Origin of the sequence: Paenibacillus sp. ACRRY (assembly GCF_022346995.1) — a bacterium.
In the GTDB taxonomy this organism is placed as follows: Bacteria; Bacillota; Bacilli; order Paenibacillales; family Paenibacillaceae; genus Paenibacillus.
Window position 1 is genome coordinate 37,754 of the sequence record NZ_JAKRNM010000005.1, and the last position, 15,745, is coordinate 53,498.

At 37.8% G+C, this 15,745-nt stretch carries 9 protein-coding genes and 1 pseudogene; 8 read left to right on the forward strand and 2 right to left on the reverse strand.

The annotated features are described in order from the left end of the window. Window positions 1-127: 127 nt before the first annotated feature. Window positions 128-2,125, forward strand: a complete 1,998-nt coding sequence (locus tag MH144_RS18630) for a methyl-accepting chemotaxis protein (protein ID WP_239302779.1) — start codon at window positions 128-130, stop codon at window positions 2,123-2,125. Window positions 2,126-2,148: 23 nt separating this feature from the next. On the opposite strand, the pseudogene MH144_RS18635 reads toward MH144_RS18630, so the two are convergent. Then, a pseudogene (locus tag MH144_RS18635) lies at window positions 2,149-3,750 on the reverse strand (rhamnogalacturonan lyase family protein). Window positions 3,751-4,085: 335 nt separating this feature from the next. Next, entirely contained in the window at window positions 4,086-5,015 is a 930-nt protein-coding gene (locus MH144_RS18640; RefSeq protein ID WP_239303587.1) for a helix-turn-helix domain-containing protein, read from the reverse strand. A gap of 88 nt (window positions 5,016-5,103) precedes the next feature. On the opposite strand from MH144_RS18640, the gene MH144_RS18645 reads away from it, so the two are divergent. From MH144_RS18645 to MH144_RS18675, 7 genes are all read left to right on the forward strand, one after another. After that, entirely contained in the window at window positions 5,104-7,197 is a 2,094-nt protein-coding gene (locus MH144_RS18645; RefSeq protein WP_239302781.1) for an alpha-L-rhamnosidase-related protein, read from the forward strand. A gap of 384 nt (window positions 7,198-7,581) precedes the next feature. Then, window positions 7,582-8,412, forward strand: coding sequence for an amidohydrolase family protein (locus MH144_RS18650; RefSeq protein ID WP_239302782.1), 831 nt, complete (start codon window positions 7,582-7,584; stop codon window positions 8,410-8,412). A gap of 580 nt (window positions 8,413-8,992) precedes the next feature. Beyond that, window positions 8,993-10,318: an ABC transporter substrate-binding protein gene (locus MH144_RS18655; protein ID WP_239302783.1), complete on the forward strand. Its 1,326-nt coding sequence runs from the start codon at window positions 8,993-8,995 to the stop codon at window positions 10,316-10,318. A 161-nt stretch (window positions 10,319-10,479) separates the two neighbouring features. Beyond that, complete coding sequence (locus tag MH144_RS18660; RefSeq protein ID WP_239302784.1) at window positions 10,480-11,301, forward strand: carbohydrate ABC transporter permease; 822 nt, start codon at window positions 10,480-10,482, stop codon at window positions 11,299-11,301. Window positions 11,302-11,316: 15 nt separating this feature from the next. Beyond that, window positions 11,317-12,153 carry a carbohydrate ABC transporter permease gene (locus tag MH144_RS18665; RefSeq protein WP_239302785.1) on the forward strand — a complete coding sequence of 279 codons (837 nt, stop codon included), beginning with the start codon at window positions 11,317-11,319 and terminating at the stop codon, window positions 12,151-12,153. Between the two features lie 68 nt (window positions 12,154-12,221). Continuing rightward, window positions 12,222-13,997 (forward strand): sensor histidine kinase, encoded by a 1,776-nt coding sequence (locus tag MH144_RS18670; protein ID WP_239302786.1) that lies wholly within the window; start codon window positions 12,222-12,224, stop codon window positions 13,995-13,997. Next, window positions 13,997-15,598: a response regulator gene (locus MH144_RS18675; RefSeq protein ID WP_239302787.1), complete on the forward strand. Its 1,602-nt coding sequence runs from the start codon at window positions 13,997-13,999 to the stop codon at window positions 15,596-15,598. Before MH144_RS18670 ends, MH144_RS18675 begins: the two co-directional genes overlap by 1 nt. Window positions 15,599-15,745 lie beyond the last annotated feature (147 nt).

Below are 15,745 nucleotides of genomic sequence, written 5' to 3' on the forward strand. Positions count from 1 at the left end.
AATCAAAAAGGGCTGTCAGTTTTTCTTGTGTAAACATAAACTTTACCATATTGCTTACCGATAAGATACTTACGAGAAATATATTTTATAATCATTAGACTGTACGAATACAAAGGGGAGATTGAATATGATAAGAGCAATGAAGAGGATTTATAAGAAATTAAAAATAAAAAAATTAGGCACAAAGCTGATTGTAATTGTGTCTTTATTAATCGTGATTCCACTGGGCATACTCGGCAAGATATCTTATGAGGAAGCTAAAATGCAGATTGCAATTAAACTTGGAGAAACTGCAAATGGAACCGTAGAGACATTAAGCACAAGCCTATCCAGTTCCTTTTACGCCCAACAATTGAATGTACAACAGTTATCTTTGCTAGTAAGTGATTTAAATGAAAATAATAGTTATTCTGAAATCGACATAATGATAGATGATTTCCTACGTCTACATCCTGAATTGAAATCGATTTTAATAGTAAATGATGAAGGCAAGTCAGTAGCTGCCGCAGGAACGAATCTAGAACAAGAGAATAGCAATGAGAGCCAATGGATTAAAGATGCGAAATCCCAACCGGATGAAGTGATTATTTCTTCCCCTAAACCAGAAGGAGATCAACAAAATTTAACTTTACATATTTCAAAATCGCTGGAGAACAAACAGGGAGTCATAACATTCATTTCTGCCGTAGATCAGCTTGGATCATTATTCAGTTCAACTCAATTGGGACAAAGTGGATTTATTTACGTGCTCGATCAGAATGGTACAGTAATTTATCATCCTTATGTCCCTCAGGGGACATTACTTCACGATGATGCCAGTAATGAAATTATGAAAGGTGATCAGGGAGAATTGACGATAGTTAACAATGATACTGGTGAGATGGGGCAAGGGTACTACTACACAAATGAAATAACAGGATGGAAAGTTATCGCAATTATTCCTTTTCAAGAGTTTGCCGACGCAGCTACTCCAATTATGAAGAAGACCTTATGGGTTCTCTCCATTAGTGTATTGGCAGCTTTGATTTTACTTGTAATATTTACTCGTAGTATTACGAGACCTATTAATCAGATTGTCCAGTTATCTCAGAGGATCAGCGAAGGTTATTTAAATGAACGTGTTCGAATCAAACAAGATGATGAGATCGGTCGTTTAGGTGATAATTATAATCATATGGTAAATTCACTGCATGATATCATTCGCAACGTTTCCAGATCTACCGTAATTCTTGCTGAATCAAGCAATGAGTTAAGTAAAAGCTCGGATGATACTACTGCAACCGTAGAACATGTAGCTAGTTTACTTGAAACCTCAGCTGAAGGCGTACGAGCACAGTCACGATTAACTAAGGAAGCCGCGAATGCGATGGAAGAGATGGCCGTTGGTATTAGTAAAATTGCAGAATCCTCAGCCAATATTGCTGAACTTTCTAGTGATACTGACCACGAAGTCAAAAACGGAAGCAAAATGGTCGAAACCGTTGGGAGTCAAATGGAGCTAATTCGATCATCAGTTAAAGAATCTGCAACATATATTGAGGAGCTAAAGCACCTGAATTTCAAAATAACTGATATGAGTAAAGCTATTTCTGATGTATCGGAGCAAACGAATCTTCTAGCTTTGAACGCATCGATTGAAGCTGCACGTGCTGGAGAACACGGAAAGGGATTTGCCGTTGTTGCTCAGGAAGTAAAAGTACTGTCCGAACAATCGAGAGCATCCTCGGTACAAATACAGGAAACTATTACACTAGTTAATCGACTGGTAGATAACGTGCATGAAGTGATGACTGATCGAGTCATCGTTGAAACCGTTCGTGGTGTAGAATTATCGGCAGAGGCACTAATTGCATTAAAAAAAATTGAGATATTTACACAAGATGTAGTTAAGCAGATGTATGATGTTTCAGCGGTAACAGAGGAATTGTCAGCGAGTACAGAACAGATTACAGCCTCTGTTACTGATATATCTCATGTTTCTTCGAATTCGTCTTCGGCTTTTGGTGAGATTAGTGGTGCAGGTCAAGAACAACTGGCATCCATGGAGGAAATCTCAGCTTCAGCACAAAATATAGCTAAGATTGCATCAGATTTAGAAGGAAAAGTGAATAAGTTCATCCTCTAACAAGAATAATATCTGAAGTTTGTTCATAGCCGGCCATTATCACTGTCTCCCAGGATGTGGCCATAGAAGACAGGGAATCCACGGAAATTGTATACTGCATTCTGATATTTGTAGTTAGACAACAATCGATCCAAGGAACTTGTACTATAATTCCATTTGTCTGTTACATTTCTATTCATCGTTTCGCTTAACAGGTCTCCATCCCACCAAATTCGTAGGGCCGGCCATGGAGATTTATCAAAGGTAGTAATCTGTGTGTTCGTTGATCCGTTATAGATCCCGGAGAAAGACCATGTTTCGATACCAGGGTAACGCGGGTCGATATCACCGATGTCACCACGACCAACATCACCTGCTGGTGGCGTGGTACTGTGTTCCTAAATTATTTCGCCTGTGCTTGCATTATAGTAATATTCTAGCAGTCCGTAAGGATTGTCCTGCTATATTCCGTAGCCTTGGAGGCCTTCTGCGTCGGGATCCAGTTTGCCAATATAGAACCTGTCTCCATGAATAACATTATACTTAGTAAGTGTGTATTTTAATGTGCCATCTCCATTCAATACATAACCGATTTGAGCAATCTCATCTTTGCCGTCGCCATCCAAGTCAATGATTCTGAATTGGTGACCGTCTGCGCCTTGTTCATCGCCAGGAGTCCATTTCCAGTCCATTTCAAGCTTGTTGGTTCGATAATTGAATGCTGCAATCATGACATTAAAGCTCCCTCGGTTGGGTTTACGGTTTTTCATATATGCGACAATGCTTGGCGTCGTCCCGTTGAGATAACCGATGCCCAGCTGCAGGGCCAGAGGACCATCGGATAGGAAATCTTCCGGGATATCAATAGAACTGCTCAAAGCTCCCGTCATTCCATCTACCACAGCAAGCCACTGTTTATCATCGGAGTACTTCGTTGACCATGTCATACCATCCCCAAACGTCACACCGTTTGCAATGCGGAACACCACTTCGGCCTTTCCATCGCCGTTTAAGTCGTATACGTTAACGCCGTCCCAATGTCCCACATCAATCGTAGTAGATCCGGGAGAAATATTATTTTGATTTGTGCTATTGTACCCCAGTTGTATAGACCACAGAAATGTGCCGTCACGTTTGTATGCTTCAATCGTCTGGGGGTTGGTTTGCCGGGATAGAACGTAATCGTATTCGTGATCACCATCCAAATCTCCTACCCAAACGTTACCGATAGGTCCTCCTTCGCGTAAAGGTACGACAAATGCTGGTCCGATTGCACTATTCATGGAGAGAGTGTACGTATCATTTGAACTCTGCTCGATCCCTTTAACTACAGGTTTAACATAATAAGTGTTGTCCTGAGTTAAATCTGCAGTCTTGTCTGTAAAATTGGTTCCTTTCTCGAGAATAGAATCATTCAGTTTTACATCTTTCCCGTTTGGAGTAGATCGAAAAAGGTTAAATCCCATACCGTCCGGATCAAACGCGAGTAAGCGCCAACTTATAAATACACTGGAACCAATACGCACAGCGACAATCCCTCTTCCCAAATTCTCCATTTCCCTGGATGCTGATTCAGCACTGACAGTGACAGACGTATAAGAGAAAGCGGATGTTGAAAAGATCATTGCCGCTATTGCTAAGAACATCGTAAATTTTCAGTAGTTTACCTCTCGTTTTCATGTGCAAACCTAGTCTCCTTTACATGATAAATGGGTAAACAATTAATTCGAGACAACAAGATTAGATGGCTAGTAGTATAAAATCCCAATAGTTCTTTGAACTGGGCCCCCAAATGTAGAAGCGGAGATTCGTTGTGTAGATATACATATTTCTTAATGTTATTAATAAATCTTTCAGGAATAACAAGAACTAGCCTGACATAAAAACAAGATAAAACTCTGGCATATGTATATTTGGTATTGGGGGCTCTTTTGATGTGGATCGGCCAATTGTTAGAGAATGAGAAGGATAGCGTGTTATCCTAAGCATTTCTACGGTAATCACTCGGAGTAACATTCATCAGTTTACGAAATACTTTACGAAAATGTCCTATGTCTCTGTATCCTGTTAATGCAGCAATTGTAGAAATTTTCTGGTCCGTTTCAAGCAATAAATGACATGCTTGCTCAATGCGCTTAAGTTGAAGATAGTCAGAGAACCCCATACCTGTTGCTTTACGAAATAATCGAATGAAATTCCTTGGGCTTATATTTCTTTGTTCGGCAAGTTGCTCGAGAGTTAAAGGTTCATAAGCATGATTATCTATAAAAGAAACGATTTCGGACATCCCAACATCTCCAACACATAGTGAACCCAGCGATGAAGCATAGGTTTTTTCAGGTTTTTGTAGCCTAACAATATTGATTATTAATTGCATTAAAGCCCCGAACATACTTGTTTCCCAGCCTAAACGTTTCTCGGTATATTCCCAGTATATTTGTTCAAACCAACGATTTAAGTTCATGTTGCGATCAACGAGCGATATGTAGCCAAGAGGAGGAGCGGTAAACATAGAGAGTATATCATAGTCCTCCAAATATGGTTTCAGCCAGCTTTTCAGTGTGGCTATAAACTCTGGATCAATACAGAGATTATAAACAATTAATTTTTTTTTGGTTGATGTATCATTGGGACGTAGAATATGAGATGTACCTACTGGCACGATGTATAACTTACCTTTTGTGATTCGTTCGACTTGACCACCAATATAATGGTACCCCTCACCAGACTTGATATATACAATCTCCCAATAAGCATGATCATGCTCTCTCAGATGAAATCCTTCTTCCCAGATATTAATAAAAAGTGGAAATAGATCTATAAAATGATCAGAAATTAATGAGTGATGTACAGGCGCTTTTTCTGCCCTTTGTGATGTGTTAATTTGAATTTTGTCATTATTAACTACCATTGTTGTCACGTTCCTCTCCCTTTATTTTTATTTCTTTATTATACAATCGAATCAATGAACACGGAACTGAAAAGGAGTGTTGATGAAGATGAACTCACAAAAGGATGAATCAAAGTCTTTATGGATTTGGTATCCAGGAGATTTTGAAATACGATTGCATGAAAAAATGTCGATTAAACGCAGAGCACGAGATGTCATGTACCCTGTATTTTGGAGACTAGACCGGCACTACTCAAATATCCAATTTAGATATACATACGATCTTCCCGAAGAAGAAACTGTTAAGATCTCTGCTGAAGGTGAATTTTCTTTATATCTGGATGGTAAAGACAATTTTCGATTTAATGACTCTATTTTAACGCTTCCAGCAGGTTGCCATGAAATTAGAATAAGTGTCTTTAATGATACTGACGCACCTGCTTTGTTTATAGAAGGACAGCATGTTTACACCAATTCATCTTGGCAGGTCACTTCCTACCAAAATGAGTGGAAGCAAGTGGGTTCATGGACATTTGACTCCTTGGAAAATAGACCTTCATGTTTTCGACTTGAGACCGTCCCTCAAGAACCAGTATCCGAACAGCTTCATCAAGGATTTCCGTTATTTGACTTTGGCCGTGAAACGTTTGGTTACTTACGTTTTCATCGAATTAAGGGATTTGGAGCAGTACGCATATTTTATGGAGAATCGTTGGCAGAAGCATTATCATCCCAGGAATGTTACAGTTTGGATCAATTTCAAGTTAAAGATGATAAAACAGGACCGAAAAATGGAAGAGAAATATATACGGTAAAAGAAGCGAAAGCTTTTCGCTACGTATGGATACAAGCTGATCCTGAAATCACTTGGGAACGAATTTCAATGTTGTACGAGTATGTTCCGGTGAAATATCAGAGTTCTTTTGAGTGCTCAGATCCCAGAATAAATGAAATTTATAATATGAGCCTGTATACATTGCATCTGAATACAAGAGAATTTTTCATAGACGGAATCAAACGAGATCGCTGGGTTTGGTCAGGAGATGCCTATCAATCGTTTCTAATGAATTATTACAGTTTTTTTGATCTCGATGTAACACGAAGAACATTGATTGCATTGAGAGGTAAAGATCCGCTTGTGATGCATTGCAATACAATTCTGGATTATTCCTTGTATTGGTTCGTTTCCATATACGACTACTATCAGTATACCGGCGATCTCGAATTTATAGAGCAGTACTACGACCGAGCTGTCACATTAATGGAGTTCTGTCTTGCACAGCGGAATCCAGAAGGCCTACTTGAGGGCAGGCCGGAAGATTGGGTGTTTGTGGATTGGGCAGGTTTCGAGAACACAGGTGCTGTCAGTAGCATTCAGCTTTTATTAGCTCGTAGCTTAGAATCCATGAGTTTGTTTGCCCATTTGCTTGGGTACGAGACGGATTCCGTGACATACGGGAAACTTTCAAGTGAACTGAAAGATAAGACAATCGAACTTTTCTGGGACGATACCCAAGGAGGACTGTTACATCACCGGACTGAAGGTGTCACACGTTTGACTCTAACAAAGCATGCTAGCATATTTGCATTAGCATACGATTATCTGACTGCTGAGCAAAGACACAGTATTATCCAGAATGTAATGTTGAATGCTGAGGTTCCTAAGATACGTACGCCATATATGCGTTTTCACGAATTGGCGGTGCTCTGTGAGAATGGACAGCATGAACATGTTTTGAGCGAAATAAGGTCTTACTGGGGAGGGATGATCGAGCTTGGCGCGACGACGTTTTGGGAGGAGTATGATCCATCTTTAAAGAATGATGCCCATTACGGCATGTACGGCGTGACTTTCGGTAAAAGTTTATGTCATGCTTGGGGGGCCAGCCCCATATACCTTATTGGTAAATATTTCCTGGGAATTACTCCTTTATCACCGGGATATGAAAGTTATTCTATACAACCTAACTTAGGCGGCCTTGAGCATATGAAAGGAACCGTACCTACAGGCAAAGGAAAAGTAACTGTTGAGATGGATGGGGCGATGATCCGCGTAGAGAGTACGTACGGTCTAGGCACATTATCATTTGTTAGCGCAGATATTCCAGAATGTGCTGAAACGGAGGTTGTCTCATCGGGCAGGGGATGGTACAAGGTTAACATTGAACCCGAAAAAGTGTATATGATAACCTACAAAAAATAGCTTCACTCTTTGATATTAACTGTACAAGAAAAAAGGGGGGATCTTTAGGCAAATAGACTCGGAAGTATACGAAAATCCGAGATGTAAGGTATATTTTGAAGGAACCAGGAAAAATATCTCCTGGTTCCTTATCGCTTTCGAGTTTATATACCATTCTTACAAATCATTAAATTGATGAGACCATTCAATTTATAAACCTTCTCGAGTGGAAAGTCCTCGTCGAATTCAAGCTCTTTGCAAATAGGATATATAACTCCCATATTTATTGCACAAGTTAATTAATACGTAACATCATAATAAGATACTAAGTTGCAAGAATTAGATATTTATTAACCTTATGTTAGGTGTGTAGAATTTAATGATCAAGAGAGGAGAGACTTTATTATGCGAATTGATGCTCATCAGCATTATTGGTCAATCACCCGTCAGGATTATGGTTGGATAAATGAAGAACTACCTATTCTATACAGAGACTTTTTACCAGAAGATTACGGAATTCATTTAATTAAACATGATATTGACGGATCAATAGTAGTGCAGGCTGCACCTACAATAGAAGAGACCGAATATTTATTAGAATTGGCCAATCTGTCGGATTCGATATTAGGTGTAGTCGGATGGATAGATTTATTTACATCTCATAAGGAACAGTTCAAACGTTTTTGTAAACATAAGAAGTTCGTTGGCTTCCGTATTATGATGCAGGAGATGTCTGATGTCAGCCGAGTGCTTGAACAGTCATATTTGGAAGCGCTTAAGTACTATGAAGCCTTGGATCTGCCCATTGATATTCTTGTTAAAGAAAATCAACTTGGTGTGCTTAATGAACTTCTCAGAGAGGTTCCTGATTTAAGGGCTGTTATTAATCATATTGGTAAGCCTCGCATAAAGGAACAAGTTTTTGAACCATGGGAACACCTCATGGGAGAGATAGCAAAACACCCAAAGATACATTGTAAAATTTCTGGGATGGTAACCGAAGCTGATCATCATAACTGGGAAATTGGGAATTTCAAGCCATATATTGAGTATATCCTTCGTATATTCGGTCCAGAGCGTATTATGTTTGGTTCTGATTGGCCGGTCTGCTTGCAAGCTGCAAGTTATGATGATGTGCTTAGTATTTTGCACAATTCAATCCCACAATCTTGGATAGAGGAAAATAGCTCAGGTCTGTTTGGAGAGAATGCAAGAAAATTTTACAAGTTAGGGTAGTTCCGGTGTTACCTGATTTCTCACTTTTATTTTAAAATCCAAAATAACTTTCATCCTCATAACACTGCGGTGTCTGTTGACCCTCCACTTTGAGTGTTTGATGCCACTAGGAATTCGACCATGAGACAATCATTTGAAATTGTGGTCTATGATGATAATTGTTGGCTAATGAAAGAAGATTAAATTTTCTCAAGTGATCAGACATGTAATGATACTAATAGACACATTTCTTAAAGAGTGAAATTATCGGTTCATTCGGAATTTAAGTCGATCCGGAATTGAAAGTGATTAAGATATTATTGATGTGTAGATGTTATTCAACAAGAAATAATCAATCATTTTGTGCATTCAATTAAAAGGGAATCCTCAATTAGCGGATTCCCTTTAATTGTCGAAAAAATTGGAATTCAAATACCTATTCCGTTTTTTGTATCGTGATAAAGAAATAAAATAGATATTGAGGATAGACCTGATTACTCTCGAATTTTATAAAATAGTGTAAGTAAGTGAATTTATCTAGAACCTTCCACAAACTATACTATAAAAAGAAATTAAATGACTACAACAAGGAGAAGTGCAAATGAAAAAAAATGTTGTGAAAGCGCTTAGTTTATTGACTTCAATATTATTAATCGTGGTTATTACAGCATGTGGGAACGAAAATAGTTCTAATTCAGGGTCCGATTCCTCCTCAGATGATTCGGCTACAGGAGGAAAAGTTTCAATCACGCTAATGGAGAAGTATTCCGATCCAGTTGAAAAACTCCCCCTTGATTATGCATTAGCTGAATTAAAAGAAGAGTTCCCAAATGTTGAAGTGAGAATTGAACCAATGCCACGAGACAGTGGACAAAAACTGAAGGTTCTTGCGGCAAGTGGTAATCTTCCGGATATCTTCCATCTAGAAGGTGCACAAGCAGAGGTGTTCTATAAGTCGGGATCCCTTCTCCAACTTGATGAGTATGTTGCGGATACTGAACTCGAATCCAAAATGAAACCACAAGCTTTTGAAAGTTTGAAGGGGACTGATGGACATATTTACTATTTACGTACAGAAAACTCCGACAATGGATTGCTATTCATAAACAAAGACTTATTTGCTCAAAACAATGTCAAGATTCCCGGAAATTATGATGAACTTCTTGAAGCAGTAAAAGTATTCCACTCAAAAGACATTCTGCCTATGGCCATTTTTGCCAAAGAGAAATGGCCTGGATTAACCTTTTTTGACATGTTTCTAAGTCGAGAGGTTCCAACAGGATACAAAGCGTTAGTGGATGGATCGATTAGCGCAAATGATCCTTTAGTGCTGAAAGCTGCGCAGAAAGAGCTGGAACTCGTAAATTCAGGTTTGATCTCCAAAAGTGCTTTTACTACAAGTTATGATGACGCTTTCGCACTTTTTTCATCTGGAAAAGCAGCGATGCTACCTAACGGATCATGGGTGACAAAAGATATGTATGATAAAATGGGTGATTCCGTTGATTTTCTCTTGCCGAGTGTTTTCGCTGATGGTGAAAAGGCTGAAACTACAAAAGTTAATGCCGTAGGTGGAGGTGGATCTTACGTAGGAATAGGTGTATCTGCCAATACTAAAAACAAAGAAGTGACTGCAAAATTCGCAGCTGCACTTGCACTGAAATTAAATGAAGGATTTACCGTGAAAAATGGTGCGCCTACAACCATTTTAAAAGAAAATCCAGTATACGAAGGTACACTTGACCCACTATCACAGAAGAAAAATGATTACGTGGAGACTATAGAAACAATGTCTATCTTTGATTGGGAATTTACAGACATCAAGGTCAAGACAGCCGTTGGGGATGCGACTGAAAAACTACTTGGCGGATTTGTCACAGTTGAAGAGTTCATCAAGCAGCTAGAAAAAGCTGTCGAGACAAAATAAGCGTCTTTTATTTACCAATTCCCTATCCTGCTAGATTTCCACGATGGCTTGATAGGGATATTTCTTAATATAGAAAGTGTAGGGTGATGAGACAAATGCGGGTTGCGAGCAAATGGAGTTACAAATCCAAAATAGGGATTTTTATTCTTCCGGCATTCATCGTGTATACAGTAATTGTAATATATCCGATTCTGCAGACACTATATCGTAGTCTCTTTGACTGGGATGGTATTGGATCAGGAACATATATTGGTTTTGAAAATTATACTAGATTATATGAAGATCCTCTATTCATGATTTCTTTGAAGAATGGCCTAATTTTTGCTGGATTAATACTTGTCTATCAATTGACAATGGGCACGATTCTCTCTTTGATTATGATCTCAAAGCGTAAGATTTTTGCAAAACGGCTGTTTAAGACCAGTTACTTTATTCCAGTAGTTTTATCAGCCACTGTAGTAAGTCAGCTCTGGTTGTTTTTATACAATACGGATCGTGGCGTTGTTAATAAGTTGTTTGAAATGTTAAACATTAATTACACTCAAAATTGGCTTGGTGATACTACTCTGGCGATATTTGCTATAGCATTTGTTAACGCTTGGCAATACATGGGCTATCAATTCAGTCTTATTTATACAGGTGTAAAATCTATACCTGAAACTTATTATGAAGCAGCACTTATTGATGGCGCCTCTTCCTTTACAGCCCACCGAGTGGTCACTCTTCCCTTATTAGCAGATGTCTATAAATTTTGTATTATCTTGAGTATTACTGGGGGACTGAAAGCCTTTACTGAGATGTATCTCATGACCAATGGTGGGCCGGCTGATTCTACATTTACCTTTTCGATGATGATGTTCAAATCGGCTTTCATATTAGGCGAGTATGGTTATGGATGTGCGATTTCAATCATTCTTGTTCTGCAATGCTTATTATTTATGCTGATAGTTAACCGGATTTTTGCCAGAAGTACACAACAATAAATAGGAGAATGAAAAATGAAAGCAAAGGAAAATTCCATTTCCATACTAAAATACTTATTCCTGATATTTCATTTCGGTATATCAATATATCCATTGATTTGGATGGGACTCAATTCTTTTAAAGACAATGAAGAGATTTTTTCTACTAATCCGTTTGGGCTTCCTCAACAATGGAGAGTAGAAAACTACTTTAAAGCTCTAACAGAATTAAACCTTCATGTTTACTTTAAGAACAGCCTTATCATTGGACTTTTTGCAGTTATTTTTACTGTTCTACTATCTTTAATGTTCTCGTATGCTACGGCAAGGATGACATGGAAAGGGTCATCTCTAATGCAGACCTACATGTCTCTAGGGATGTTCATACCCATTCAAATCGTCATCATACCCCTAGTAATTCTTGTCCAGGATTTGCATATACAGCAAACCTATACATCCATTATTCTTCCTTATATTGCTTTTCAGCTCTCATTTACTTCCATGGTTTTCTTCGGTTTTCTGAAGGGCATACCAAAAGAGGTTGAAGAAGCAGCTGCAATTGATGGCGCAGGATTATTTAGGACTTTCTTTCAGATTATTGTACCGCTTGTGAAACCATCTATCGCAACGATGTCTATTTTCATAATACTTAACAATTGGAACGAATTTTTTGTATCCAATATTCTTATTTCCGATGATAAGATTCGTACATTGCCTTTAGCGGTCATGTTTTTACAAGGGAGATTTGATCAAGATTGGGGAACTACAGCAGCTGTTCTAACGCTGTCTAGTTTACCTGTAATTATTTTGTATCTTATCTTTAGTGAGCAAGTGGAAAATGCTATGACCGTGGGTTCAGCTGTCAAAGGATAAGGTGGAGGAAATTTAATATCATTAACGAATATTTATAGCAAAGAACTAAAGGACTGGGGGATCATAAGTTGAAACGATGGTTTCGTAACACTCCAATTAGGTATAAAATAATCATCGTTTTTCTTCCTTTGATTATCATTCCTTTGGTATTGGTAGGCTTATTTACGAATTCAATATATACACGAGTGCTAATTAGCAAGTCTATTCAAACCGTAGAAGACGATTCGGATCTCATCATTACTCAGTTAAATTCAATTCTCAAAGTAACCGAAGCCAGTATCAACACTCTATTACTTGAAATTGACAGGACAGAAAGAGAAGTAGAGCAGATGAACGCTACTGATAAGAACGAATTACTTCTACGGAATGTTTTACAAACAAAATTATCGTTAGCAACAATGAATTTCGAAGATATCGATTCAGCAGTCTTCGTAGATTTTAACCATAATATATACGCAACGGATGATTTTTTTACAAGGGGCTCTCAATTTCCATTTATTAATGAAACGATGAATAAGGTTATGACAATTCCCACAATTCAATCCGTATGGTTTCCCATGCGTAAAACAGCTGAACCTAATAAAAACGGAGAAACTTTTTTTCTTACGTTGGCTAAAAAAGTTATGAACACTGAGACAGGCGATATTTATGGAGTCGTTTTATTAAATATCCGAGAGGGGACAATAGCCAACCTATATCGTAATGTGGGAGAAACAGACAATAGGGATTACTATATTGCGAGTTCAGAAGGAGTTATCTCATCAGTTAATAAAGAACGAGTACTCAAGCCCATTATGGATGAAGGTTTAAGAAACAATATTATAACAGACAATTCGGGTGCCGAACTGTTAGAAATTAATGGAGAAGATAAACTGGTCACAACAGCTAGTATTTCCCACTTGGGTTGGAAACTAATGAGTGAGACCCCTCTCTCTATTTTAACGAAAGAAACGAAAAAAGTATCAAGACTACTTTTTTATATATGTTGCATTTGTCTCATCTGTGCATTAATCTTCGCAGGACTCCTATCTAAAATGATTGTAAATCCTCTGATTAAGCTCACTGCCACGATGAACCAAATTAAGCGAGGTAATTTTCAAGTACGCAGCCCTATTGTTTCTGAAGATGAAGTAGGCTTGGTGGCTTCAGTCCTTAATCAGATGATTAATCGGATCAATGAGCTGGTAGTTGATATAAGCATACAACAGAAGAAAAAGCGGGAGATGGAGCTGGCTCTTATTCAAATGCAAATCAAGCCCCACTTTCTCTACAACACCTTAGATCTCATTTATGTTATGACAAGAGCGGGTGAATATAAAGAAAGTGAAAATGCAACGTTGGCATTAGCACGTTTTTATCGAACCGTTCTAAGTCAAGGAAAAGAGATTATTACTATTGCGGATGAAATCAATAACGTAAAGAATTATCTCATAATTCAGCACAGCCGTTACGCTGATATATTTGAATATGAAATCAACATTCCTGACGAGGTAGCGAAAAGCGAAATATTAAAATTAACACTGCAGCCATTGGTAGAGAACTCAATTTATCATGGTTTGAAATATAAAGTTACTCCAGGAAAAGTGTCTATAACAGGCTATTTGGAAGAAGAACGAATCATCATAAGCGTACTGGATACAGGAATCGGTATTCCTGCCGAAAAAATAAAAAGCTTATTTAGCGAAAACAATATCTCTGAGACGGGGTCTTCATTTGGTTTTAAGAGTGTTGATGAAAGAATCAAGCTCCACTTCGGAGAAGCTTATGGCTTATCTGTTAGAAGTGAATACGGTTCCTGGACAGAAGTTCGAATTACATTGCCAAACGTTGGAGGGAACGATTAATGAATAAGGTACTTATTGCTGAAGATGAATTTCGCTTCCGAAATTTCCTACGAACGGTAATTAACTGGAATGAATTTGGATTTGAAATCTACGCTGAGGCTAGAAATGGGGTCGAGGCACTAAATTATGCAATCGAGATAAAACCAGATCTCGTGCTCATCGACATCAATATGCCTTTCATGGATGGTTTGGAAGTAACAGCGAGGCTAAGAGAGTTGTACCATGACTTACCGATTATACTAATTACGGGGCATAGTGATTTCGAATATGCCAGAAAAGGTATTAAGCTGGGCATACTTGATTACGTCTTAAAACCCTTCAACGAGGAGGAATTACTTCCATCTATACAGAAGGCAAGAGCTTTAATACGTAAGCAATTGGTTGAACAAACATTCTCATTAACTGACTCACTCCTCCGAAGAGAGAGGCTTTTGAATCTTCTAATAAGTAATGAATGCAAACTGAGTGAAATGGAGATTATCACTCAGCTTGCAGAACTTGGTGTATCAATAAAATCAGTCAATTTTATTGTGAGTAGCATTGAGATTGATTTTCTTTATAAACGTTGGAGCGATCCTAAAGAGATATCACTTTGGAAGTATGCTGTATCCAATATAGTAGATGATGTTCTAAAACCAAAAGAAAACTATATCTCATTTAACGGTCCCGAGGGACGAATCATTGTGATTGTTCAGGTAGATGACGTACAAACCGAGTTAAAATCAAAGGTTAAACAGTTACAGAAAGTTTGTGAGCTTGTTGAGAGATATTTGAAGTTTTCAATTACTATCGGAATTGGAAAAAGTGTAAATGAGTTCAAGGAACTTAGAGTGTCGTATACCGAATCCATTATGGCACTTACAAACAAAATGTTAATAGGCTCAGGACAGACAATCGAACATGTTGTATTAGAATCAAGAAATGCTAATATTGGTTTCTATCCAAACGAAATTAATGAAAACCTAACAATGGCACTCAGGTTGAATGACTCCCCAGAAATTAAGGCAAATTTAGATCAAGCTTTTCGATATATACAACAAAAAAAACTTTCTTTTGACTTTACCAATATGGTATTGGTAAATCTAGTTTCTTTATGCTTATCGTATGTTACTGAGATTGGTCATAGTATTGATGATGTGTTTGGGAAAGGTTTCTCTCCCTTCTCAGATCTTAAAAAGATGGGATCACTTGATGAGATATTTGTATGGATTAATAAGCTTTTCGGACAAGTATTAGATTACTCGAGTGCTAAAAAATCTACGAAATCAAAGAATCTTTTGGAACTTGCAAAGTCATATATAAACAATCATTTTTCAGATAGTGAATTAAGTGTTGAACAGATTTCGCAAGATCTTTATATCAGCTCAAGTTACTTGAGGAAGATATTTAAGAATGAATTAGACATCACTGTAACAGACTACATTACCAAATTAAGGATGAATAAAGCTAAAGAATTAATTTTACAAGGCAATGTGAAGATTACTGATATTTCTAGTATGGTCGGCTATAATTATTCTCCATATTTCAGTACTAGCTTTAAGAAATTTTTTGGGGTCAGCCCGAGTGAATTCGAAAACAATAAAAATCGGAACGGTAATTAAATGATGCGAAATAAATAAGTTTGTCCCGAATTCTGAATGTATTTTAGCCCGAGTTGAAGTTAAGATAATTATGCAATTCATCGTTCGCAAGTGGAGGTGAGAGACAGGTTTAGAATGATGAATTGTATTAAATTCCGGGAGGATCGT